General features: G+C 62.7%; 20 protein-coding genes and 1 pseudogene. 13 read left to right on the forward strand and 8 right to left on the reverse strand.

Annotated features, from left to right (window positions below):
- Together ABR948_RS19095 and ABR948_RS19100 are read right to left on the reverse strand one after the other, a co-directional pair.
- Nucleotides 1-287, reverse strand: a 287-nt coding sequence (locus tag ABR948_RS19095; protein WP_428120728.1) for an enoyl-CoA hydratase-related protein, incomplete at its 3' end; no start/stop codon positions are given.
- A 143-nt stretch (nucleotides 288-430) separates the two neighbouring features.
- Nucleotides 431-1,750, reverse strand: a complete 1,320-nt coding sequence (locus ABR948_RS19100; RefSeq protein ID WP_428120730.1) for a L,D-transpeptidase family protein — start codon at nucleotides 1,748-1,750, stop codon at nucleotides 431-433.
- A 279-nt stretch (nucleotides 1,751-2,029) separates the two neighbouring features.
- Here ABR948_RS19100 and ABR948_RS19105 point away from each other — a divergent pair, with 279 nt between their 5' ends.
- Both ABR948_RS19105 and ABR948_RS19110 read left to right on the forward strand, forming a co-directional pair.
- Nucleotides 2,030-3,031 carry a Bug family tripartite tricarboxylate transporter substrate binding protein gene (locus tag ABR948_RS19105; RefSeq protein WP_428120732.1) on the forward strand — a complete coding sequence of 334 codons (1,002 nt, stop codon included), beginning with the start codon at nucleotides 2,030-2,032 and terminating at the stop codon, nucleotides 3,029-3,031.
- Entirely contained in the window at nucleotides 3,028-4,683 is a 1,656-nt protein-coding gene (locus ABR948_RS19110; protein WP_428120734.1) for an FAD-dependent oxidoreductase, read from the forward strand. The genes ABR948_RS19105 and ABR948_RS19110 overlap by 4 nt, the downstream gene beginning before the upstream one ends.
- A gap of 52 nt (nucleotides 4,684-4,735) precedes the next feature.
- On the opposite strand, the gene ABR948_RS19115 is transcribed toward ABR948_RS19110, so the two are convergent.
- Complete coding sequence (locus tag ABR948_RS19115; RefSeq protein WP_428120736.1) at nucleotides 4,736-5,131, reverse strand: helix-turn-helix domain-containing protein; 396 nt, start codon at nucleotides 5,129-5,131, stop codon at nucleotides 4,736-4,738.
- A 514-nt stretch (nucleotides 5,132-5,645) separates the two neighbouring features.
- On the opposite strand from ABR948_RS19115, the gene ABR948_RS19120 reads away from it, so the two are divergent.
- The 3 genes and pseudogenes from ABR948_RS19120 (at nucleotide 5,646) to ABR948_RS19130 (ending at nucleotide 7,051) form a co-directional block, all read left to right on the forward strand.
- Entirely contained in the window at nucleotides 5,646-5,945 is a 300-nt protein-coding gene (locus ABR948_RS19120) for a hypothetical protein (protein ID WP_428120738.1), read from the forward strand.
- Complete coding sequence (locus ABR948_RS19125) at nucleotides 5,875-6,213, forward strand: hypothetical protein (RefSeq protein ID WP_428120740.1); 339 nt, start codon at nucleotides 5,875-5,877, stop codon at nucleotides 6,211-6,213. Before ABR948_RS19120 ends, ABR948_RS19125 begins: the two co-directional genes overlap by 71 nt.
- A gap of 114 nt (nucleotides 6,214-6,327) precedes the next feature.
- Nucleotides 6,328-7,051: pseudogene (locus ABR948_RS19130) on the forward strand (cytochrome c biogenesis CcdA family protein).
- A gap of 22 nt (nucleotides 7,052-7,073) precedes the next feature.
- On the opposite strand, the gene ABR948_RS19135 reads toward ABR948_RS19130, so the two are convergent.
- Nucleotides 7,074-8,342: a serine hydrolase domain-containing protein gene (locus tag ABR948_RS19135; protein ID WP_428120742.1), complete on the reverse strand. Its 1,269-nt coding sequence runs from the start codon at nucleotides 8,340-8,342 to the stop codon at nucleotides 7,074-7,076.
- A gap of 139 nt (nucleotides 8,343-8,481) precedes the next feature.
- Between ABR948_RS19135 and ABR948_RS19140 the strand changes: the two genes are divergently transcribed.
- The 5 genes from ABR948_RS19140 (at nucleotide 8,482) to ABR948_RS19160 (ending at nucleotide 15,575) form a co-directional block, all read left to right on the forward strand.
- Nucleotides 8,482-9,396 (forward strand): intradiol ring-cleavage dioxygenase, encoded by a 915-nt coding sequence (locus ABR948_RS19140; protein ID WP_428120744.1) that lies wholly within the window; start codon nucleotides 8,482-8,484, stop codon nucleotides 9,394-9,396.
- 316 nt (nucleotides 9,397-9,712) lie between these two features.
- Nucleotides 9,713-11,095: an MFS transporter gene (locus ABR948_RS19145; protein ID WP_428120746.1), complete on the forward strand. Its 1,383-nt coding sequence runs from the start codon at nucleotides 9,713-9,715 to the stop codon at nucleotides 11,093-11,095.
- A 73-nt stretch (nucleotides 11,096-11,168) separates the two neighbouring features.
- A complete protein-coding gene (locus ABR948_RS19150; RefSeq protein ID WP_428120748.1) occupies nucleotides 11,169-11,594 on the forward strand; it encodes a globin family protein in 426 nt (141 codons plus the stop codon).
- 9 nt (nucleotides 11,595-11,603) lie between these two features.
- Complete coding sequence (locus tag ABR948_RS19155) at nucleotides 11,604-12,824, forward strand: NAD(P)/FAD-dependent oxidoreductase (RefSeq protein ID WP_428120750.1); 1,221 nt, start codon at nucleotides 11,604-11,606, stop codon at nucleotides 12,822-12,824.
- Between the two features lie 21 nt (nucleotides 12,825-12,845).
- Entirely contained in the window at nucleotides 12,846-15,575 is a 2,730-nt protein-coding gene (locus ABR948_RS19160) for a molybdopterin-dependent oxidoreductase (protein ID WP_428120752.1), read from the forward strand.
- 8 nt (nucleotides 15,576-15,583) lie between these two features.
- Here the strand turns inward: ABR948_RS19160 and ABR948_RS19165 are convergent, their stop codons facing one another.
- Genes ABR948_RS19165 through ABR948_RS19175 form a run of 3 tightly spaced genes read right to left on the reverse strand, consistent with a single transcriptional unit; the run spans nucleotide 15,584 to nucleotide 18,665 of the window.
- Nucleotides 15,584-16,411: a carbohydrate ABC transporter permease gene (locus tag ABR948_RS19165; protein WP_428120754.1), complete on the reverse strand. Its 828-nt coding sequence runs from the start codon at nucleotides 16,409-16,411 to the stop codon at nucleotides 15,584-15,586.
- Complete coding sequence (locus ABR948_RS19170) at nucleotides 16,408-17,346, reverse strand: carbohydrate ABC transporter permease (RefSeq protein ID WP_428120756.1); 939 nt, start codon at nucleotides 17,344-17,346, stop codon at nucleotides 16,408-16,410. Before ABR948_RS19170 ends, ABR948_RS19165 begins: the two co-directional genes overlap by 4 nt.
- Complete coding sequence (locus ABR948_RS19175; protein ID WP_428120758.1) at nucleotides 17,343-18,665, reverse strand: ABC transporter substrate-binding protein; 1,323 nt, start codon at nucleotides 18,663-18,665, stop codon at nucleotides 17,343-17,345. Before ABR948_RS19175 ends, ABR948_RS19170 begins: the two co-directional genes overlap by 4 nt.
- Nucleotides 18,666-18,936: 271 nt before the next feature.
- On the opposite strand from ABR948_RS19175, the gene ABR948_RS19180 reads away from it, so the two are divergent.
- Both ABR948_RS19180 and ABR948_RS19185 read left to right on the forward strand, forming a co-directional pair.
- Entirely contained in the window at nucleotides 18,937-19,776 is an 840-nt protein-coding gene (locus tag ABR948_RS19180; protein ID WP_428120760.1) for an aldo/keto reductase, read from the forward strand.
- Between the two features lie 133 nt (nucleotides 19,777-19,909).
- Nucleotides 19,910-20,896: a DMT family transporter gene (locus ABR948_RS19185; RefSeq protein WP_428120762.1), complete on the forward strand. Its 987-nt coding sequence runs from the start codon at nucleotides 19,910-19,912 to the stop codon at nucleotides 20,894-20,896.
- 9 nt (nucleotides 20,897-20,905) lie between these two features.
- Here the strand turns inward: ABR948_RS19185 and ABR948_RS19190 are convergent, their stop codons facing one another.
- The gene (locus ABR948_RS19190) at nucleotides 20,906-21,367 is read right to left on the reverse strand and encodes an Lrp/AsnC family transcriptional regulator (protein ID WP_428120764.1); all 462 of its coding nucleotides are present in this window, start codon (nucleotides 21,365-21,367) and stop codon (nucleotides 20,906-20,908) included.
- A gap of 137 nt (nucleotides 21,368-21,504) precedes the next feature.
- Between ABR948_RS19190 and ABR948_RS19195 the strand changes: the two genes are divergently transcribed.
- Nucleotides 21,505-23,010: thiamine pyrophosphate-dependent enzyme (locus ABR948_RS19195; protein WP_490337845.1), on the forward strand; the 1,506-nt coding region annotated here is incomplete at its 3' end.

Here is a 23,010-nt window from a genome sequence, read left to right on the forward strand (position 1 = left end):
CCATATTCTTCCGACGCCTGCGCGTTATGGCGGTTTTTTTCGAACTGGCTGATATCGGCGCCCGACATGAATGCCTTGTCGCCGGCGCCGGTCATGATCACGACGCGTACCTCGGGATCGTCGCGCAATTCTATCAGTGCGGTGCCCAGTCCGTCCCACATGTCGAGCGACATCGCGTTGCGCTTGTCCGGATTGTTGAAGGTGACGGTGCCGACGCCCTCGGTGACGCTCTGCAGGATCTTGCCGTCGGCGAAGGATTTGTCGGCGCTTTTCGGGACATCTAGCATGGGTGAGGCTTTCGGTAAGGACGGATGCGCCGGCCGAAATCCACCCGCGTGAAAGCCGGCCGTGTCCGCATTTTAGCCCAGCCTTCAGCGATGCGGGGGAATAATTGCCCCGCGCCAGACCGGCAACGGTCATTCCATAATGCTTATTGTGCGAGATGCGCCGTCAGCGGGTGATTGGCCGCCTTGTTGAAGAAGGCGGCTTCCTCGGCGGTGGCTTCCAGGAGCTGCTCGTCCTGGTCGTAGATGTCGTTGCGGAACTGGATCGTCTGGTCCCTGGTCATCCACGCCGTGAGATAGATCCAGGCCACCGGGACCTTTTTCGGCAGCACGATGTCCTCGCGCTGGCCGGTGGCGATGGCCGCGTCGATCGCGGCCCGGTTCCATTTCGGCATCTCTTCCTGCAGCAGCCAGGCCGCGAGATCGCGCACATTGTCGACCCGCGAGCAGCCATGGGAGTCGAAGCGGTAGTCGTCGCTGAACAGATTGCGCTGGTTGGTATCGTGCATGTACACCGAATAGGGGTTCGGCATGTCGATCTTGACGGCGCCGAGCGCATTCCAGGCGCCGTTTTGCTGGCGCACGGTGAAATTCGGCGTGTGCGTGCCGGACCAGTCCACCGAGTGGGGATCGATCGGATTGTCGTGCGCATCGAGCACGTCCATGTGCATGCGCGCGAGATAGTTCGGATCCTTGCGCATATGCGCCGAGATTTCGGTTTTCGAAATCGATGACGGCACGGTCCAGGTCGGGTTGAGGTTGACGCTGGTGATTTCAGCGGTCAGCGTCGGCGACGGCTTTTCGGTCTTGCCGACGATCACGCGATAGCGCCGCACCACCTTGTCGTTTTCGACCGCCTCGGCGAATGCCGCGGGCAGGTTCACCACCACGTAGCGTTGTCCAAACTGGAAGTTCATGTTTTCGAGCCGTTCCAGCGAGGCCTCGAGCTGCTTGATCCGCTTCTGCACGGGGACATTGAGGGCAGCCAGGGTGCGCGGGTTCACGGTGCCCGTCGGCGCCAGGCCGTGGCGCGACTGGAAGCGCATCACGGCTTCGGCGACAACCTCGTCAAACGGTCCGGTTGCCTTGTCGGCAGCGAGATCGCCGCTGATCAGCAGGCGCTGGCGCAGCAGGTCATCGTTTGGGCCCGGCGCGTCGAGCGCGAATTTGGCATCGGCGGGAATCATCGGCCATCCGCCGCGTACCGCCAGATCCGAATAACTCAGCGCCGCTTCCTGGATGCGCTGCGCCGTGCCTTCATCGAAGGTCGGTTCGTGCGATAGCGCCAGGGCTGCGGCGGAACGTGATTCAGGGGTCGATGCCGCCGCCGGCTTGATCGATGCGGCATGCGCCGCGGGGGTGGCAGCGCCCGCTGCCGCCACCTGCGGCGCGGTGCCGGCGTTTTGACCCAACGCCGGCGCGGCGGCAAGCATCGTGGCAATGGCAACGATGGTCATGGTTCGCATGTATGATGCCCCTGGAATGCGCCGCGATGGCGCTGGCGTGAAATCGACAGGCTCCGCCGCCGAAGCCGAACCAACGGGATCGGAGGCGATCCGCAATCAGGTCTAACAACAAATGTAACCCACGAAGGTTGCGTCCTGATTAAGTTGGCATCGCGGCTGTTGCGCCGCCGCAATGTCCGGATTCGAGGTTGGCGGCCTTGGATATGTCGCGGCGGCAGCTAATATGGTTCGCCAGGGCGCGTGCCGAACCAAAAGAAAATCCGCCCTCAGGGAGACCCCATGCCGTTGAGCCGCCGGGAGGCGATGGCCGGAATTGGCGGCGGGCTGGCTGTGCTGACCGGGCTGCCGGCCTTGACGATACAGAAAGCTTGGGCTGAGCCGGCCTATCCCAGCCAGGCCATCAAGCTGATCGTGCCTTATCCGGCGGGGGGCACCACCGACTTTCTCGGCCGCCTGGTCGCCGAGCAGTTCAGGACCGGCCTTGGCGCGACCGTCGTGGTCGAGAACAAACCGGGCGCGGCGACCGCGCTGGGAGCAGATCAGGTCGCGAGGTCGGCGCCGGATGGCTATACGCTGTTGCTGGCCACCTCGACCACGCTGGCCATCAACAAGGCGCTTTACCGCAAGCTGCCCTACGATCCGGTCCGGGATTTTACCCCGATCGCGCTGGTGGCCGGCGTCCCGTTCGCGCTGATCGTCAGCCCGTCGCTTCCGGTGAAAACGCTGAGCGAGTTCATCGCTTATGCCAAATCCAATCCGGGACTGGCCTATGGTTCGGCCGGCAACGGCAGTCCGCAGCATCTGGGCGCCGAAATGCTGAAGGCGGCGGCGGGAATCGATGTCCGGCACGTCTCGTATCGCGGCGGCGTGCCGGCGATGCTGGATGTGATTGCGGGACGCATTCCCTTCATGGTGGTGGATCTTCCCCTCGCGTTGCCGCAGATCCGTGAGGGCAAGGTGAGGGTGCTCGGGGTCACGACACCAGGTCGGGTCGCCGTGGCGCCGGAGATTCCGACGCTGAGTGAAGCCGGCCTGGCCGGGTTCGAACTCGTCCCATGGCAAGGCGTGGTGGCGCCCGCGGGCCTGCCCCGGACCATCGCCGATCGATTGGCCGCGCAGATCGCAACATTGCTGGCCGATCCGGCGACGCGCGACAGGCTGACGACGATGGCGCTGGAGCCATTGACTGGCTCCACGCCGGACAGTTTTGCAGCCTATGTCCGGGCCGAAGTCGACCGCTGGGCCGTTATCGTCAGGAATTCGGGCGCCGAACTGGAATGACTGAATTGACCGAAACCAATGTGCTGATCGTTGGCGCGGGGCCGGTCGGGCTCACGCTTGCGATTGATTTGGCGTGGCGAGGGATCGACGTCACGGTGGTGGAGACGCGCGCGCCGGCGGCGCCGCCGGAGCCGAAATGCAACCACGTCGCCGCCCGCACTATGGAAATATTCCGGCGGCTAGGTCTTGCCGAAAAGGTGCGCAACGCCGGTTTGCCCGCGGATTATCCGCACGACATCGTTTATCGCACTGCGTTCACGGGGCAGGAGCTGACGCGGATTCCGATCCCCTGCCGCCGCGATCGCTTCACAACCAAAGATGGTCCGGACTGCAACTGGCCGACGCCAGAGCCGCCGCATCGCATCAACCAGATATTTCTCGAGCCGATTCTGTTCGAGCATGCCGCCGCGCAGCCGCGCATCCGCATCATCAGCCGGACATCGGTCGAGGACGTGGTGGTGCAAGACACTTTCGCTGAGGTGGCGTTGCGCGATCTCGCAACCACCGCCGTCAGGCGCTTGCGCTGCCATTATCTCGTCGGCTGCGACGGCGCGCGCTCCATCGTCCGCAAGGCGATCGGCGCCGAACTGGCCGGCGACGCCGTCGTGCAGCGCGTGCAGTCGACCTATATCCGCGCCCCCGACCTGATCGATCGTCAGCACCATGAGCGCGCCTGGGGCACCGGCGTCATCAATCCCCGCCGCGCCGGCATGGTGTATGCGATCGACGGCCGCGAGCGCTGGCTGGTGCACAACTACATGAAGCCCGATGAGGGCGATTTCGATTCGGTGGATCGCGACGCCTGCATTCGAACCATCCTCGGCGTGGATGCGGACTTCCGCTACGACATCATCTCCAGGGAGGATTGGTACGGGCGCCGCCTGATCGCCGACAGGTTTCGCGACCGCTGCGCGTTCATCGCCGGCGATGCGGCGCATATCTGGGTGCCCTATGCCGGTTACGGCATGAACGCCGGGATTGCCGACGCCACCAACCTGTCCTGGTTGCTGGCCGCTCATCTCAACGGCTGGGCGCCGGTCTCCATTCTCGACGCCTATGAGGCGGAGCGTTGGCCGATCACCAGCCAGGTTTCGCGGTTTGCGATGTCGCACGCGGAGGCTGAAATTCGCCGCCGCGGCGCGGTGCCCGATGCAATCGAGGATGCGGGGTCGGAGGGTGAGCGTATACGGCGGGACGTCGGGCGTCTGAGCTACGAGATCAACGTCCAGCAATATGCCTGCGCCGGTCTCAACTTCGGCACCTATTATGATCGCTCACCGATCATTGCGTATGACGGCGCCGAACACCCGGCCTATACGATGGACAGCTATACGCCGTCGACGGTCCCGGGTTGCCGCACGCCGCATCTGTGGCTGGCGGATGGTCGCTCGCTCTACGACGCAATGGGGCCGGAGTTCACGCTGCTGCGGTTCGGTTCGGCCGTCGATGTTGCCGCGCTCCAGGCCGCGGCCCACAGCCGCGGGGTGCCGCTTCGCCTTCTCGACGTCGAACGACCGGCGACCGGCATCTTTTCTGACGCGCTGGTGTTGTCGCGACCGGACCAGCATGTGGCCTGGCGCGGCAACACACTGCCGGATGATCCGCGGGCGTTGATCGATCGTATCCGAGGCGCTTCAAACGGGATTCGCTAGGCGGCGGCCGCTCGGGCCGCCGATACCTGCCGATACCTTGGCGGACCAGGCGCTAGGCTTCGTTCGCGGCAATGGATTCCATCAAGGACACCAGCTGACGCTGTACGGTCTGATCCTTGATCTTGCTGTAGGCCCGCAGCAGCCTCAGGCTGAATGCGCTGTCCAGAAACAGCAGGCTCTCGACTTCCCGCGCCTTGCCGTCGCCATCGTAGAAGAATGTAACGGGCACATCGAGCGCAGTGGCGATTTGCTGAAGACGGGCGGCGCCGACGCGGTTGACCCCCTTCTCATATTTCTGAACCTGCTGGAAGCTGACGCCGAGCTGATCGCCGAGTTCCGCCTGCGAAATCCGCTGCTCGACACGCCGCAATCGAATGCGCTTGCCGAGTTCGATGTCCGGCTTTCCGGCGCTGCGCTGCTTCATCTTCTTTGCTACTGATTTGTTCATACTGTCTTTACCGTCCTTCGGTCGTGAAGCCCCCAACAGAAGGGCCGGGGTTCCCCCCTTATAGTAGGATATACTGCTTTGGGCGCGATTGAATCAATTCGTCCTTAAACCGCGGGAAACTTACGCTTATTGATGGATGATGGTCGTACTTCGATTTTGAGAGGTACAATGTTCCGCACCTCGCCGACCTATCTCCTGAGCAACGCTGTCTCCAGCGCCAGATGCATGCACAACCTGTTCCGCCCGCTAGGTTTGGAATTTGGCAGAATATTGAGCGAACCACAACCTCGGCGGGTTCAGGACGGACGCTTTTTGAACGTTTTTTGAACGTTTATAATTACCGTCCAGGCTGGCACCCCCGGGAAATTACGGGGAAAACCTGTGAATCGTGGCGTCATTGGGAGGCCACCGCGACGTCAGGCACAAGCCTCCAGGCACGACGCGTCGACGGCTTTCCATCGCGTCCACGCCGTTGCTCGTCCCGGACCGCGAGTTTTTTTCAAGGATGCAATGATTGGCATTCGAACGCGGCGGCCGCCGTGCTATTCTTGGCAAACCTTCTACCGTGTTGGCGGATCAAAGCCTCGGCGGCCTGGGCGTGCCGGATCTGTGGGCATCTCTCCGTCGAGCTTGGTCGAAGCATAACCTGATCGAAGCAACAACAATGTCACATAACTGTGCAACGGAAAAATTGACCGCGCCGTTTGGAAACCATCCGGACTATCTGGAGCGGGGAGGGGCTTATGAAAAAACCGACTGGATCACCTCGATTTTACCTTGCAAGTTCGGTAACGGAAAAAACGCTGGTGGCTAATTCAGAAGAACGAACACAGTCGATTTTGGTAACGCTTGAGGAGTGCCAGGCGGCTCTCGTCGCCGGCGGTAACCGGGAAACCGCGCAATTGGTGTCCGTGGCGATCCTTGAGCTTCGGATTAAACTCAATCGAATTGCAGACTCGGAATTGAAGGCGCTGTGCGATGCGATGGTGCGGGATGAAGCGTCGACGGAACAGCCGAGCGATCCGAAATCACCCCAAGGCCAGGGCGGACGCCCTCCGGTCTCGCTGAAGCTCGTCAAATAGCAACGATCCTTTGCCGCGACGGCTCTTCACGTTTTCGATAGAAGTCCGGTAACGCCGCGCCCGGACCGGCGTCAGCATTGCGCATTCCCTTACATCGGTTACATCAAGGGCATCATGGTTCACGATGTCACGATTCCCGCCGCGCTGATTGCCGGTCTGGTCAGCTTCCTGTCGCCCTGCGTGCTGCCGCTGGTGCCGCCCTATCTGATCTATCTGACCGGCGCGACCATCGAGCATGTCGCCAATGACGAGACACTGTCATCCGGTGATGATATCGGCCGTGATGTTCGTGCTCGGCTTTTCCACCGTGTTCGTGGCGCTCGGGGCCAGCGCGTCGCTGATCGGAAGCCTGATCCGCGCCTGGTCGGCCGAATTGTCGATCATCGCCGGCATTGTCATCATCGTGATGGGCCTGCACTTCCTCGGGCTGACGCGGATCGGTCTGCTGATGCGGGAGGGCCGGCTGACGGCGCCAAAACCGGTGGGATTATGGGGCGCCTATGTGATGGGTCTCGCCTTTGCATTCGGCTGGACGCCCTGCATCGGGCCCATCCTGGCGGCGATCCTGTCGGTGGCGGCGGCCGAGGCGACCGTGGCCAAAGGCGCGGGCCTGCTCGCGGTCTATTCCGCCGGGCTCGGGATTCCGTTTCTGATCGCGGCCTTCATGGTCGAACAGTTCTCCGCGCTGTTCGCGCGGATGAAACGCCATCTGGCCAATGTCGAGCGGGCGATGGGCGTCTTGATGGTGATCACCGGCATCGGCTTTCTCACCGGCAGCGTCTCCGCCGTCAGCATCTGGCTGCTCGAGACGTTCCCGGGCCTGCAGAATTTCGGCTAAAACCGCGTCAGCGAAACCGGAGCTAGAGATTGCTGTCGGTGATCGCCGTGTAGACCATGGTGCGCAGTTCGCGCCGGATCGGATAGGCGCTCGACGGCAGCACCTGGGTCATGAAGATGGCGATCAGCTGTTCTGCGGGATCGATCCAGAACGAGGTCGTTGCCGCGCCGCCCCAGGCATATTCGCCGGCGCTGCCGGGAATCAATGTCAGTGCGGGATTCATCGTCACCGAAAAGCCGAGACCGAAACCGATGCCGTTATAGGTCGCCTCGCTGAACAGTGATCGCGACATTTCCGGCAGATCGCGTCCGCCGGGCAGGTGGTTTGACGTCATCAGCGCCAGCGTCTTCGGGCCGAGCAGCCGGACACCGTCGAGTTCGCCGCCATTGAGCAGGGCGCGACAGAAGGTGAGATAATCGGCCGCGGTCGAGCACAAGCCGCCGCCCCCGGAAATGAATGACGGCCGCGACAGGAAAGAGCTGGTGGCCGGGTCATCCTGCAGGGTCAGGCCGCCTTTGCGATCGGTCGCGTGAAACGTCATGGCGCCTTGCGGACTAGCCGAGTAGCAGGCCGCGAACCGATGCGCCTTGTCGGCCGGCACGAAGAAGTCGGTATCTTTCATCTTGAGTGGATCGAGGATGCGCTGCTTCAGAAACTGTTCGAACGGCTGGCCGCTGATTTTGCCGATCAGATAGCCGATCACATCGGTCGAGACGGAATAGTTCCAGGCCTCGCCGGGCGAAAATTCCAGCGGAATTTTGGCCAGGTCATCGATCATCGATTGCAGCGTTCCCGCTTTCTCGACCTCGCCGATCTTCATTTCGCGATAGGCCGCATCCACATTGGAGCGCTGCTGGAAGCCGTAAGTCAGGCCGGAAGTATGGCGCAGAAGATCCACGATCAGCATCGGCCGCGATGGCGGTTTGGCCAGAAAGGCCGGCACCGTCCCGGCCTGGAAAACGCCAAGGTTCTTCCATTCCGGGATGTATTTATGGACGGGCTCGTCGAGCGCGACACGGCCTTCCTCGACCAGCATCATGAAGGCCACCGAGGTGATCGGTTTGGTCATCGAATAGATGCGAAAAATGGTGTCGTCCTTCATGGCCGCCTTGCGCTCGAGGTCGGCAAAGCCCTGCACCGCGCTGTGCACGACCTTGCCGCGGCGGTAGACCAGGAGCTGCGTTCCCGGAAAGCGGCCGGCATCGATGTAGCGATGCTTCAGATGGTCTTCGAGACGGTTGAAGGCGGCCTTGGACATGCCGGCGGATTCGGGCGAGGCGGGGGCTAACATCGGAATGCTCTCCGGAAGCTGACGCGGGGCTGCCTTGATAGCCGAAAAGTGCGTCCTGTTCCAACCGCAGCCCGCTTACCATGGCCGGATCGCTGGTGTAGACTTGTATTAGCAATGGCGTAACCCGCAGGACAGCAACATGCCCCAATTCAACGACACCGAACTCACCGCCGCCGTGATCCGCAGCTTTGAGGAGACGCCGGACCCGCGTGTCAAGTTTCTGATGGAAGAACTGGTCAAATCGCTGCACGATTATGTCCGCAGGACCGATCTCACCTTCGGCGAATGGGAATACGCGATCGATTTTCTGACCCGCACCGGCCAGAAATGCACCCCGAGCCGGCAGGAATTCATCCTGCTGTCGGATGTGCTCGGGGTTTCGATGCTGGTCGATGCCGTGAACCATCGCGAACGCGAAGGCGCCACCCAGACCACCGTGCTCGGCCCGTTCTATGTCGGCGAGCACAAGGCGATGCCGCACGGCACGGATATCTCCGCCAATCTGCAGGGCGAGCGGATGTTTGTGCAGAGCCAGGTGACGGATCTCGGGGGCAAACCGCTGGCGGGCGTTCCGGTGGATGTCTGGCATGCCGACGACGACGGCTACTATGATTCGCAAAAGCCGGACTACGAAACCCAGGGGCCGTCATCGCGGGCGCGGTTCGTCACCGACGCCGATGGCCGGTTTTTCTTTCGTACCATTCTGCCCTGCAGCTATCCGATCCCGACCGACGGCCCGGTCGGAGAGATGATCCTGCAGGTCCGGCGTCATCCGATGCGGCCGGCGCATGTGCACTTTCTCGTCAATGCGCCCGGCTACGAGCCGCTGGTCACCCATGTCTTCATCGAGGGCGACAAATATCTCGATACCGACGTCGTGTTCGGGGTCAAGGACGACCTGATTTCCAAGATCGAGAAGCGCACCGATCCTGTCATGCCCGACGGCAAGCCGGCGGCCACCACGCCGTGGCATTTGATGACCTATAATTTTCGCATGAAGCCGGGCCAGGGAACGGCGCCGAAGCCGATGATGGCGGTGACCGAAGACGCCTGAAAATCGGGCTCGGATCTTCTGCTCATTTGTTGTGCGGCGCACAACAAATGAGCGAATCGCAAATTTTGGCGGCGGATCGCGGTCGGTAGGCGGTGACGATCCTACCTATAACTTATTATAATATATCTTCTTTTCGCGATACGGCGGCTTGGCACAAAGCTTGAATAGCTAGTGCTGACGCCATTGATGCCGTCCATCGAAACCAATCATCCGATTTGTAAACCGCCAGACTGGGGCCTCCCCAGAGCGCGCCTCTATGTCCTCAAGCGCGATCCCCCGATGGCCGCACCAACGCCGTTCAGAAAGGAACGCCTTAATGAGCAAGCAGAACCCGAGCTGGATTTCAGAATGGAAGCCGGAGGATGAGACGTTCTGGAACGCCACCGGCAAGGTCGTCGCCCGCCGCAATCTGATCTGGTCGATTGTTGCGGAGCATATCGGGTTTTCCGTCTGGCTGATCTGGAGCATCGTCGCCACCAAACTGCCGGCGGCCGGGTTCCACTACACCACCGACCAACTGTTTCAACTCGTGGCGATCCCCGGACTGATCGGCTCGCTGATGCGATTTCCGTACACCTTCGCCGTCACGATGTTCGGCGGCCGCAACTGGACCATCTTCAGTGCTTCGGTGCTTTTCATCCCGACCTTTGGGCTGGCTTATTTCGTCAGCCAGCCGGAGACCCCGTTCTGGCTGATGCTGCTGGTGGCTTCCACCGCCGGTCTCGGCGGCGGCAACTTCGCCTCCAGCATGGCCAATATCTCGTTCTTCTATCCCGATCGCATGAAAGGCTGGGCGCTCGGCCTCAACGCGGCTGGCGGAAATATCGGCGTCAGCAGCGTGCAATTGCTCACGCCCATTCTGATGGGGGTCGGCCTGATCAACCTTTACCAGGCAGCCCCGGTGTCGGGGGTCTATCTGCAGAATGCCGGCCTGATGTGGGTTCTGCCGCTGATCATCGCGATATCAGGCGCCGTGTTCTTCATGAACAACCTGACCTCGGCCAAGTCCTCGTTCAAGGACCAGCTCGCGATCGTCGGGAACAAGCATACCTGGATCATGTCCTTCATCTACATCGGGACGTTCGGCTCCTTCATCGGTTACTCGGCTGCCTTCCCGCTGCTGATCAAGACACAATTTCCGGCGGTCACGATCGCCATCGCGTTCCTCGGACCGCTGGTCGGCTCATTGTCGCGTCCGCTCGGCGGCCTGCTGGCCGACAAGATCGGCGGCGCGATCATCACGTTCTGGAATTTCATCGTGATGGGGGCCGCCACGATTGGCGTGCTGTACTTCGTGGGGATCAAGGACTTCACGGGATTCCTGTCGATGTTTCTCATCATCTTCGTGACCACCGGTATAGGCAACGGTTCAACCTACCGGATGATTCCGTCGATCTTCCGCGAGGAGAATCTTCGAAAGGCAAAGGGCACCGGCGAAGCCGGCCGGGCGCTTGCCCTCAAGACCGCCAGCATCGAGAGCGGTGCTGCGGTCGGATTCATCGGCGCGATCGGTGCCTGCGGCGGTTACCTGATCCCGAGCGGTTTCGGCAAATCGATCGCCATGACCGGCGGTCCGCAACTGGCGTTGGTGATCTATCTCGGATTCTACGCGGTCTGCCTCGCACTGACCTGGTGGTTCTACCTGCGCAGGAGCCCGGTCACATCGGGTGCGACCAGCCTCGCGGAAGCGCGGATCTGAACAAGCGTGCTGACTAACCTCTCCCCGCCAGCGGGGAGAGGGATCCGAAACAGCCAGAAAGCAGGAGGAAAACATGACACCAGACCAGGTCAAACTCGTGCAGCAGAGCTTCGCCAAGGTCGCGCCGATTTCGGAAACCGCGGCAGTGCTGTTCTACGACCGGCTATTCGAGGTCGCGCCGCAGGTGAAGGCGATGTTTCCCGCCGATATGACCGAGCAGCGTCGTAAACTGATGATGATGCTGGCCGCCGTGGTCAACGGTCTCGGCGATCTGCCCTCGATCCTGCCGGCCGCGAGCGCGCTGGCCAAGCGCCATGTCGGCTACGGCGCCAAGGCCGAGCACTATCCCGTCGTCGGCTCAGCCTTGCTGTGGACACTGGAAAAGGGACTTGGCGACGGCTGGACGCCCGAAATCGCCGACGCCTGGACCGCGGCTTACGGGACGCTGTCCGGTTACATGATTTCCGAAGCTTACGGTCGTTCGCAAGCGGCCGAGTAAGGATACGCCGTGAGCGAACCGCTGGTGATCGTCGGCAATGGAATGGCGGCAGCGCGTCTGGTCGACGAACTGGCGAAGGTTGCGCTCGGGCGCTACGCCATCGCCGTGATCGGCGACGAGCCGCGGCTGGCCTATAACCGCGTGCTGCTGTCGTCGGTGCTCGCGGGCGAGACCGCGTCCCACGACATCGAGCTCAAGCCAGCCCATTGGTGGCGCGATCGCGGCGTCACCTTGAAATATGGCTGCGCCGTCACCGAGATCGATGTCGGCCGCCGCGAACTCAAGATCGCCAATGAGGAAAGCGTCGGGTTTTCCAAGCTGGTTCTTGCCACCGGCTCGACGCCGCTGCGGCTCAACGTGCCCGGCGCCGAACTTTCCGGCGTACACACGTTTCGCGACAGTCGCGATGTCGATCTCTTGCTGACACTCGCCGCCCAGAAGAAACGCGTCGTCGTGGTCGGCGGCGGATTGCTGGGACTGGAAGCCGCCTACGGCCTGGCCAAGGCGGGCGCGCCGGTGACCCTGATCCATCTGATGGACCGGCTGATGGAGCGCCAGCTCGATCCACCGGCGGGAGAACTGCTGAAATCCCTGGTCGAGCGCAAGGGCATCGAGGTCGTGCTCAATGCCAACACCGCGCGTATTCACGGCGAGACCCATGTCGAAGGCGTCGAACTGACGGACGGACGCCGGATCGACGCCGACGCGGTGATCTTCGCCGCCGGCATTCGACCGAATATCGCGCTGGCCAGGGACGCCGGCATTGCCGTCAATCGCGGCATCGTCGTCGACGATCATCTGCAAACCGGCGCACCTGATATCTTCGCGCTTGGCGAATGCGCCGAGCATCGCGGCATCTGTTACGGCCTGGTCGAACCGGCTTACGAGCAGGGGCGCGTGCTGGCGCAGCATCTGGCCGGCAGGACGAGCGCCAATTATAGCGGCAGCGTCGTGGCGACCAATCTGAAGGTCTCCGGCGTCAGCGTGTTTTCCGCGGGCGACTTCCTCGGCAGCGAAGGCAGCGAAGCCATCGTGCTCAGCGATGTCAGGCGCGGTGCCTACAAGAAGCTGGTGATATCCGAGGGCCGGCTGACCGGCGCGGTGCTGGTCGGCGAGACCGGGGATGCGCTCTGGTATCTCGAATTGATCCGCAACCGGCAATCCATCGCCGCCATTCGCGCCGATATGATGTTCGGACGCCCGCTCCCGATCCTGTCGAAGGCGGCATGACCCGATGACCGGATTACCGCGATGACGGCCGTCGATCCCGCCCTGCGCGCCACGCGCACCACCTGTCCGTATTGCGGCGTCGGCTGCGGCGTGTTGGCGACCGCAGATGGTCGTGGCGGTGCCGCGGTATCGGGAGATCCCGAGCACCCGGCCAATTTCGGAAAGCTGTGCTCGAAAGGCTCCGCGCTCGGCGAAACCCTCGGCCTTGAGGAGCGCTTGCTCTATCCGATGATTCGCGTCAGCAAGGGCTCGATGGAGCGGGTGGCCTGGACCGACGCGCTCGACCATGTCGCGCACCGGTTTGCGCATATCATCAAACGCGATGGCCCCGGCGCGGTGGCATTTTATCTCTCCGGGCAGTTGTTGACCGAGGACTATTACGTCGCCAACAAGCTGATGAAGGGATTCATCGGCAGCGCCAATGTCGATACCAATTCGCGCCTGTGCATGGCGTCGTCGGTCGCGGGCCATCGCCGTGCCTTCGGCGCCGATACCGTGCCCGGTTGCTATGAAGACCTCGACGAGGCCGATCTGTTGGTGCTGGTCGGCTCCAACGCGGCATGGTGCCATCCGGTTCTGTTCCAGCGCATGCTCGTCAACAAGCAACGACGCGGTGCGCGCATCGTCGTGATCGATCCGCGCCGGACCGATACCGCCGGAGATGCCGACCTGTTTCTGGGATTGAAGCCCGGTACTGATACTGCGCTGTTTTCCGGATTGCTGGTGCATCTCGCCGACAGCGGCGCGCTCGACCATAACTACATTGAAAGTCATACCAGCGGTTTCGAAGAGGCGCTGGCGCTGGCGCGGGCCCGCGGCATGGCCGGCAGTGCGGCCGCGACCGCATTGGCGACGGGCCTCTCCGAAGCGGATGTCGCGGCGTTTTTCCAGATGTTCGGCGATACGCCGCGCGTCGTCACGTTGTATTCGCAGGGCGTCAACCAGTCGGCGCAGGGCACCGACAAGGTCAATGCCATCGTCAATTGCCACCTCGCCACGGGACGGATCGGCAAGCCAGGTGCGTCGCCATTTTCGCTGACCGGGCAGCCCAATGCGATGGGCGGCCGCGAGGTCGGCGGCCTCGCCAATCAGCTCGCCGCGCATATGGGTTTCACGCCGCCGGACATCGACCGCGTGCGCCGGTTCTGGAAAGCGCCGCGCATCGCGACCCATGAAGGGCTGAAGGCGGTCCAGATGTTCGAGGCGATCGCGCGGGGCGAAATCAAGGCGCTATGGGTGATGGGCACCAACCCGGCGGTGTCGTTACCGGACGCCGACGCCGCGCGCGCCGCGCTGAAGAAGCTCGAGCTGTTCGTGATTTCGGAGAACGTCGGCTCCAACGACACCGTCAATGCCGGCGCGCATGTGTTGCTGCCGGCGCAGGCGTGGGGAGAGAAATCCGGAACCGTGACCAATTCGGAACGGCGCATCTCCCGGCAGCGCGCGTTCCTGACCCCGCCCGGTGAAACCAAACCGGATTGGTGGATCGTCAGCGAGGTGGCCAAGCGTCTCGGCTTTGGCGCGGCATTCGCGTTCAATTCGCCGGCCGAAGTGTTTCGCGAACATGCCGCTCTGTCGGCATTCGAGAACAGCGGCGGCCGCGATTTCGATATCGGGGCGTTGAAATCGCTGTCGGACGAGGCGTTCGATGCGATGGCGCCGGTGCTGTGGCCGCACCGCCTTGGCGATACCGAGCCGCAGCAGCGGTTTTTCGCCGACGGCAGCTTTTTTTCCAACGACCAAAAAGCCCGCTTCATCGCGCCGGAAATTCCGGCGCTGCGAACCGAGACCACCGCCGGACGGCCGCTGCGGCTGAATACCGGCCGCATCCGCGACCAATGGCACACTATGACGCGCACCGGCATCAGCCCCCGGCTGGGCCAGCATCTGCCCGAGCCGTTCGTCGAGATTCATCCCGACGACGCGTCGCGGTCGGGGGTCGTCGATGGCGGCTTCGCGCGCGTTGTCACCGACTACGGGCAATGCCTGCTGCGTGTTGTGGTCAGTGAACGGCAGCAGCGTGGCATGCTGTTCGCGCCGATCCATTGGAGCGAGGCGACGGCGTCGGCCGCGCGGGTGGGGGCGCTGGTGGCGCCGTTCACCGATCCGTTTTCCGGCCAGCCCGAAAACAAGGCGACGCCGGCGTCCATCGTGCCTTACGAATATGTGTTCCGCGGCTTTGCGCTGTCGCGCGTGCAACTGCCATTGCCTGACCACGCCTGGTGGGCGCGTGTCACCGTCACCGGCGGCTATGGCTATCTGCTCGCCGACAATGCCGATCTCAGGGGGTGGCAGGCTTGGTTGCGGTCGGTCGCCGGCAGCGATCTTGCCGAATACAGGGACTTTGGCGGCGGCGTCTACCGCGCGGCCTCGTTTGCCGCGGGCCAGATCGAAACCTGCCTGTTCATGGGCCCCGCACGGGATGCCGGCGACTGGAACGTCGTCAAGAGCCTGTTTGGGGCCGGCACCCTCAGCGACGATCAGCGCCGCACGCTGCTGTCGGGCAAGTCGATGGACGGGCTCGCCAGCGCCGGCCCCATTGTCTGCGCCTGTTTCGGGGTCGGCCGCACTACGATCTGCGACGCCATCGCTGCGGGCGCTGCTTCCGCCGCCGAGATCGGCGCGCGGCTCAAGGCCGGTACCAATTGCGGCTCGTGCATTCCGGAATTGAAGCGCCTGATCGCGCAGGTCGATGTTGCCGGTGCCTCGGCAAATCCCGAACAACGCCGGCTGGCGGTTGCGGCGAACTGACCAGAGCTCTAGCCGCCCTTGACGGCTCCCGCCGTCAGCCCTGCCACGATCTGGCGCTGCGCGAAAACCGTCAACAGCAGCACCGGCAGGGTGACGATCAGCGCCGCTGCGGCGAGCGGCCCCCAGCTCAACTGGTCGAAGGAAATCATGTTGTAGACGGCGACCGGCAGCGTGCGCGTCTCGCGCCCGGCCAGCACGATGCCGAACACGAAATTGTTCCAGGAGAAGATCACCGCGAGGATAAAGGCGACCGCGATGCCGGGCCGGGCGATCGGCAGCGCCACGTAACGAAACACCTGCCAGCGGGTGGCGCCGTCGATCAGCGCCGATTCCTCGAGCTCCATCGGCGTGGTCTCGAAATAGCCGATCATGATCCAGATCACGATCGGCACCGTCACCACGAGATGGATGATGATCTGCGGCCAGAGCGTGCCGAGCAGGTCAAGCCATTGGAACAGCAGAAACAGAGGAATGAGATAGGACAGGCCAGGCGTGATGCGCGCGATCAGGATTACCACCGCCGCCTTGTGGGCGCGCATACGGGCGAGGCCGTAGCCCGCGGGCACGCCGACCAGCAGCGCGAATGCGGTCGAAGCCCCCGTCACGATCAGGCTGTTGGTGAAATAGGTCGAGAACCGCTTGGAGTCGAGAACCGCCGCATAGTTGCCCCAGTTGAAGTGCTCGGGGATGAAGACTGGCGGATACGACGCGTTGTCGATCTCGAATTTGACCGACAGCGACAACATCCAGACGAAGAACAGCACCGCCGGCGAGACGATCACAAACAGCGCGAAGGCAAGGCCGATCCGGCCAAGCAGGCGTCGGAGCCGGCTCATGCGGAGCCTCCCGCGTCGTTCCAGTGGGTGCTTTGGCGCAGCCGAAGCAGCGCGCCGGCGAGTGCGACGATCAGGGCGAAGAAGACCACCACGATCGCGGAGGCGTATCCGACATCGTAATAAACGAAGGCAACGCTGTAGAGATAGAGGTTGATCGTTTCCGAGGCGCTGCCGGGGCCGCCCTGGGTAATGGCGAAGATGATGTCGAAACTCTTCACCGCGTCAATCATGCGGATCATGGATGCGATGAAGAGGAACGGCATGATCAGCGGCAACGAGATGTAGCGGAATATCTGCCAGCGGGTGGCGCCGTCGATCAGCGCGCTCTCATAGGGCTCGGCCGGAATCGCGGCAAGCCCGCCCAGCACGATCAGCATCACCAAGGGGGTCCACTGCCAGGTTTCGACCATCACCAGCGAAGGAATGACGGTCGCGGGATGAAACACCCACAATTGCGGCGGCAGGCCGACCAGCGACAGCAGGTAATTGAGGATACCGAGTTGGGGGTGGAACATCATCGTCCACACCAGCGCGATCGCGACCGGGGTCGCCATCATCGGCAGAATGAAGAGGCCGCGCAGGAAGCCACGCATCGGAAATTTGGCGTGAAACACCACCGCGGCGAGCGTGCCGAACACGACCGGCAGCACCACCGACAGGGCGGTATAGACCAGCGTGTGCCACACCGACTCGACGAAACGCGTATCACTCGGCAGCCGGATGTAATTCGAAAGCCCGACGAAGGTCGGCGGCGCGCCGACCTTCCATTCGTGCAGACTCATCCAGATCGTGAACAGCCAGGGAAATATGATGATCGCGAGCACCACGACCAGCGCCGGCACCACGAACGGCCAGTACGACGGTCGCCGCCATTGTTCTTGAGGCGCGGCTGCCTTTTCAGAGGCCGCCGGACCGGCTTGGGATATTGCGCTCACGCTTTCTCGCTGCGTTCCAGGATCGGACGAAATTGCTCATGGGCTTTTTTCAATTCCGTGGCGGGGTCGCCGCCTGACAGCGTTGCGGTAAGCGCCGCGCCGACGAGATCGCGGAATTCGGCGACCGGGACCACAACCGGGAGGCCGAGCTTGCTGATCCTGGCGGAGTCGATCACGGACTGCAGCCATTCCTGGTTCTTGACCCCTTTGCGGACCTCGGGGTCGTCGAGCACGGAGTTGCGGAATGGCACGCCGCCGCCGGCCTGCAGCAACCGCGTACCCTGCGCCTTCGAAACAGCCCATTGGCAAAGCAGATAGGCGGCTTCCTTGTTCTTGCTCGCGGCCGCGATGCCGATGCCGTCGCCATAGGTCGACGAATATTGCCCTTTGGGTCCGGCGGGCACCACCGTATAGCCGACTTTGCCGACGACGCGCGACGCGGCCGGATCCTCCAGCGGCGGTGCCCAGCCGTCGGCGTCGATCCACATCGCCGAACGCCCTTGCGTAAAGGAGGCCATCGATTCCATCCAGTTGAAGCCGGCTACCCCGGGAGGTGCGGCTTTGGTCAGCAGCGTTTGATAGAGTTTTGTCGCCTCGACGGCTTCCGGGCCGTCAGTCAGGATGTTGCCATTGTTGTCGAGGAACTCGCCGCCATAGTTGAGGTAGAAATTCGTCCACAGCGCCATGTTGGCATTGCGCAGGCCGCGCCCGACGAAACCGAACGTGCCTTCCTTGGGATCGGTGAGCTTCTCGGCTGCCGCAACCATCTCGTCCAGCGTCTTCGGCACCGCGACGCCCTTCTTCTGGAACAGCTCCTTGTTGTAATAGAGGATGAAGTAGTCGACCGACCACGGCAGCGACAGCATCTGGCCCTTGTTGTTCTTGGCATACTGAATCCCGGCAGCGGAGAAATCGCTCTCGACGAGATCGGGCGCGGTGAGATTCGGGTTCTTCATGTATCCGGAGATGTCGGCGAGCCAGCCGGCCTTCTCGAACTGGCGCTTCTGCACGTGATAACTGACATGAACGACGTCGAAGCTCGGCTTGCCGGACGCGAGTTCGATCACGCATTTCTGCCGCTGCTGCTGCTCGGGAATCTGCTCCGACTCGACTTCAATGCCGGTCAGCTCGGTGAATTCCCTGATGTTCTTTTGCAGGTTGTCGCCACGCGGACCCTTGGCCAGAATCACTTCCAGCCTGGTGCCGGCATACTTCTTCCACTGCACGTCGGCGCGCGCGGGAAATCCGGTAAGGCTGAGTGCACTTGCTGCCATTGTCCCCTGCAACAGGGAACGCCGGGACGGGCCAAAAAGGGCCATATCATATCCTCCCTGGATCCGCCTTTGATGGCGGTGATTATTTAGTCGAAATGTTCGGCATTAGCCCGGCCGGTTGGTGCGCCCGGTACCGCACTGATAGCACGCTGCGGGATCGGGACAAGAACGTCATACTATTTCGATGCATCTGCTTTCCGCGCTCGGCTCGTCCCACAATATCGACGGCGCGGATATGCTCATTTATGCTGCAGCCCAGCACGCCCACCGACGCCAACCGGCCGGGTCAACCGACCGACTGTATTGCGAGGAAATCTTGAAGCAGAAAAAATTCGGCAGCCGCGGTCCAGATGTATCCGTGATCGGGCAGGGCACCTGGTATATCGACCAGGGCCATCGCAAAACCGCGGTCGCCGCCCTGCGCCGTGGCGTCGATCTCGGCATGACCCATATCGATACCGCCGAGATGTACGGCGATGCGGAACTGGTGATCGCCGAAGCCATTGCCGGGCGGCGCGACGAGGTTTTTCTGGTCTCGAAAGTGTTGCCGAGCAACGCCTCGCGGCGCGGCACCATCACGGCCTGCGAACGCTCGCTGAAGCGGCTGAAAACCGACCGGCTCGATGGCTATCTCCTGCATTGGCGCGGATCATATCCTTTGGCCGAGACCGTCGCGGCGTTCGAGGAGCTGGTCAGCGCGGGAAAAATCCGCGCCTGGGGCGTCAGCAATTTCGACAGCGACGACCTCGACGAGGTGCTGGCGGTGGCAGGCGAAGGCAAGATCGCCTGCAACCAGGTGCTCTATCATCTGCAGGAGCGCGCGATCGAGCATGCGGTGATTCCGTGGTGCGCGCAGCACGGCGTCGCGGTGGTAGCTTATTCGCCGTTCGGTCACGATGATTTTCCGTCGCCGCGCAGCGCAGCGGGCGAGATCCTGCAGGGCATTGCGAAAGCGCATGGCGTGTCGGCGCGCCAGGCGGCGCTGGGTTTTCTGACGCGCGAAACTTCTGTGCTCGCGATTCCGAAAGCCTCGACACCGGATCATGCCGCCGACAATGCCGCGGCGGGGAAACTGATGCTGAGCGCAGCCGAGATCGCCATGCTGGACCAGGCCTTTCCGCGTGGTCCGAAGCCGCGCGGGCTGCCGATGCTGTAGCCGTTGCGGCGCGGCCCGCCACCGCGCCCAATCATGCATATCGGCTTCCTGTTTTCGGACCTTGCCGATGCCGGGCAATTATCGTCCTTTGGCCGCTCACCCGATTCGATCATTCCTGCGCCCGAGCTCACCCGTGACCCCGCCATCCGCAGCCGCCAGGCTGGACAGCGCCGCATTGCCTTTGCCCGAGAAAAAGCTGGTGGGACGCACCGCGCCCGCGCGCGCCGACCGGCCGTTCCGTGGCATTGCGCTGATCCTCGCCTCGACCGTGTTTTTGGGGCTCTCGGATGTGACGTCGAAATATCTGTCGGCGACGTTGCCGTCGATCGAGATCGCCTGGATCAGGTTTCTGGTGTTCGCGCTGGTGATGGTCCCGGCGATGCTGCCGGGTTTGCGTTTATTCGCATTGCGAACCGCGCGTCCCGGTTTGCAGGTGATGCGCGGCGTCGCCTTGCTCGGTTCCTCGCTGTTTTTCATTTCCGGCCTGCGGTTTCTCCCGATCGCCGAAGCATCCGCGACCGGCTTTGTCTCACCGCTGCTCGTCACCGCGTTGTCGATCGTGTTTCTCGGAGAAAGCGTCGGTGTCCGCCGCTGGCTGGCGACCGCGGTCGGACTGATCGGCGTGCTGATCATCCTGCGGCCGGGCTCCAGCGCGTTTAATCCGGCCGCGTTTTTCCCGCTGGTGTCGGCGCTGTCCTGGGCCTGCATGTTGATCATGACGCGGATGATGAGCGGACGCGAAGCCGTCATGACCACGATGACCTATTCGTCGATTGTCGGCCTCGGCATTCTCACCGCGCTGGTCCCGTTGGTCTGGGTGGCGCCGAGCTGGCACGATATTGTTTTCGGAATTCTGATCGGCGTGGCGTCGACCGCGGGGCAGTGGATCGTCGTGCTGGCCTTTCGCTACGCCGACGCGTCGGTGCTGGCACCGTTTTCGTACACCCAGCTGTTGTGGGTCAGCATCCTCGGCTTTCTGGTGTTCGGCGAAGTGCCTGATGTCTGGACCGTGACCGGCGCCATCTTCGTTGTCGCCAGCGGTCTCTATACCGCGCACCGCGAGCGGCTGCGGCGCTCGCAGCTTGTTCTGCTCGAGGCCGAGCCGTCTCCCAACGCCTGAGGCTGGTCCTCACACCGGCAGCGCGATTGAATATTTCACCTGGCTGAGCGCGAAACTCGATTCGATCGAGGCGATGCCGTCGAGCCGTGTCAGCTTGTTTTTCAGAAACGCCTCATACGATGACAGGTCGGCGGCGACGACGCGCAGCAGATAGTCGCGGTTGCCGGTCATCAGATAGCATTCCAGCACCTCGTCCCATTTCGAGATCGCTTTGGCGAACCGGTTGAGGTCCTCCTCCTTCTGCCGCGCCAGCTTGATCGAGATGAAGACGCTGACATGCAGGCCGAGCGATTTCTGGTCGACGGTGGCGATGTAGCGCGAGATCACGCCGCGCTCCTCGAGCAGCTTGACCCGGCGGTGACAGGGCGAGACCGACAGGCCGACCTTGTCGGCGAGTTCCTGCATGGTGGTGCGGCTGTCGGATTGCAGCAGGCCGAGGATTTTGCGGTCGATGGCATCGAGCGTGGGCATTGGGATAAACTCTGTTTAATGGACCATATATTGGTAATTTATCCCAATCCGGAGCGGTATGTCGCGAAAATTTGAGATTTTTGATGCGGGCCTGCCCGTTAATATCGCGCGGTAGCCACGGTGCAGGGAGACCCGCCATGCCGACCGAACCCGCACGCCTTGACATGCTGTCCGCGCTGGCGCGCAAAGTGCTGTGGCTGTCGTCGTGGACCATCCACCACGCCAATCACATCCGGCCGAATGTCGATGGCCTCAAGGTCGGCGGCCATCAGGCCTCCTCGGCGTCGCTCGCCACCATCATGTCGGCGCTGTATTTCTCGGTGCTGCGGCCGCAGGATCGCGTCGCGGTGAAGCCGCATGCGAGCCCGGTGTTTCACGCCATCCAGTACCTGTTCGGTCACCAGACCCGCGACAAGCTGGAAAATTTTCGCGGCTTCAAGGGCGCGCAGTCCTATCCGTCGCGCACCAAGGACACCGACGACGTCGATTTTTCCACGGGCTCCGTGGGCCTTGGTGTCGCCCAGACCTTGTTCGCCTCGCTGGTGCAGGATTACGTCAAAGCGCATGGCTGGATGACGGACCGCCCGGAGGGGCGGATGATCGCGCTGGTCGGCGACGCCGAGATGGACGAAGGCAACATCTTCGAGGCGCTGCTGGAGGGCTGGAAGCACGGGCTGCGCAATACCTGGTGGGTGGTCGACTACAATCGCCAGAGTCTCGACGCGGTGGTGCGCGAGGGATTGTGGGAGAAGTTCGAATCCATGTTCCGCAATTTCGGCTGGGACGTGGTGATCGTGAAATACGGCCGGCTGATGCGCGCGGCGTTCGCCGAGCCCGGCGGCGAAGCGCTGAAGCGCTGGATCGACAACTGCCCGAACCAGATGTACGCGGCATTGTGTTTTCAGGGCGGGGCGGCGTTCCGCAAGCACTTGCGCGATGAAATCGGCGACCAGGGCGCGGTGTCGCAACTGATCGAGCGGCGCAGCGATGACGAATTGCTGGCGCTGATGTCCAATCTCGGCGGCCATGACATGGCCAGCATGATCGAGGCATTCGAGGCCATCGATCACGATCGTCCCGTCTGCTTTATCGCCTACACCATCAAGGGCGTCGGGCTGCCGTTCCAGGGCCACAAGGACAATCATGCGGGCTTGATGACGGTCACCCAGATGGAGAAATGGCGCGGCGCGCAGAACATCCGGCCCGGACATGAGTGGGAAAAATTCGAGGGACTGTCGCAGCCACCGGCGGCGCTGGAGGCGTTTCTGGCGGAAGCACCGTTCAACCGCGACGGCCGGCGCCGCCTCAGCGCGCCTGTGATCGAGGTGCCGGAGCGGCTGGCATTCACGCCGTCGCCGCAGATGTCCACGCAGCAGGGTTTTGGGCTGGTGCTCAATGAACTCGCGCGCGGCGAGACCGAATTGGCCGCGCGCATCGTCACGGCATCGCCCGACGTCACGGTGTCGACCAATCTCGGTGCCTGGGTCAACCGCCGCGGACTGTTCGCGCGCGCCGAGAAGGCCGATCTGTTCCGCAGCGAGAAGATCCCCTCGACCTTCAACTGGGATTTTTCTCCTGACGGACAGCACATCGAGCTCGGCATTGCCGAGATGAACCTGTTCATCCTGATGTCGGCGCTGGGG

It is taken from the genome of Bradyrhizobium sp., from assembly GCF_050014615.1.
Lineage (GTDB): Bacteria > Pseudomonadota > Alphaproteobacteria > Rhizobiales > Xanthobacteraceae > Bradyrhizobium.

Bases quoted from the DNA above. Each gene is read 5' to 3' on its own strand.
- ABR948_RS19110 (WP_428120734.1), top strand. From the start codon at position 3,028: ATGACTGAATTGACCGAAACCAATGTGCTGATCGTTGGCGCGGGGCCG.
- ABR948_RS19135 (WP_428120742.1), bottom strand. From the start codon at position 8,342: ATGTTAGCCCCCGCCTCGCCCGAATCCGCCGGCATGTCCAAGGCCGCC.
- ABR948_RS19165 (WP_428120754.1), bottom strand. From the start codon at position 16,411: ATGAGCCGGCTCCGACGCCTGCTTGGCCGGATCGGCCTTGCCTTCGCG.
- ABR948_RS19115 (WP_428120736.1), bottom strand. From the start codon at position 5,131: ATGAACAAATCAGTAGCAAAGAAGATGAAGCAGCGCAGCGCCGGAAAG.
- ABR948_RS19190 (WP_428120764.1), bottom strand. From the start codon at position 21,367: ATGCCCACGCTCGATGCCATCGACCGCAAAATCCTCGGCCTGCTGCAA.
- ABR948_RS19100 (WP_428120730.1), bottom strand. From the start codon at position 1,750: ATGCGAACCATGACCATCGTTGCCATTGCCACGATGCTTGCCGCCGCG.
- ABR948_RS19140 (WP_428120744.1), top strand. From the start codon at position 8,482: ATGCCCCAATTCAACGACACCGAACTCACCGCCGCCGTGATCCGCAGC.
- ABR948_RS19175 (WP_428120758.1), bottom strand. From the start codon at position 18,665: ATGGCCCTTTTTGGCCCGTCCCGGCGTTCCCTGTTGCAGGGGACAATG.
- ABR948_RS19160 (WP_428120752.1), top strand. From the start codon at position 12,846: ATGACGGCCGTCGATCCCGCCCTGCGCGCCACGCGCACCACCTGTCCG.
- ABR948_RS19145 (WP_428120746.1), top strand. From the start codon at position 9,713: ATGAGCAAGCAGAACCCGAGCTGGATTTCAGAATGGAAGCCGGAGGAT.
- ABR948_RS19150 (WP_428120748.1), top strand. From the start codon at position 11,169: ATGACACCAGACCAGGTCAAACTCGTGCAGCAGAGCTTCGCCAAGGTC.
- ABR948_RS19125 (WP_428120740.1), top strand. From the start codon at position 5,875: ATGAAAAAACCGACTGGATCACCTCGATTTTACCTTGCAAGTTCGGTA.
- ABR948_RS19105 (WP_428120732.1), top strand. From the start codon at position 2,030: ATGCCGTTGAGCCGCCGGGAGGCGATGGCCGGAATTGGCGGCGGGCTG.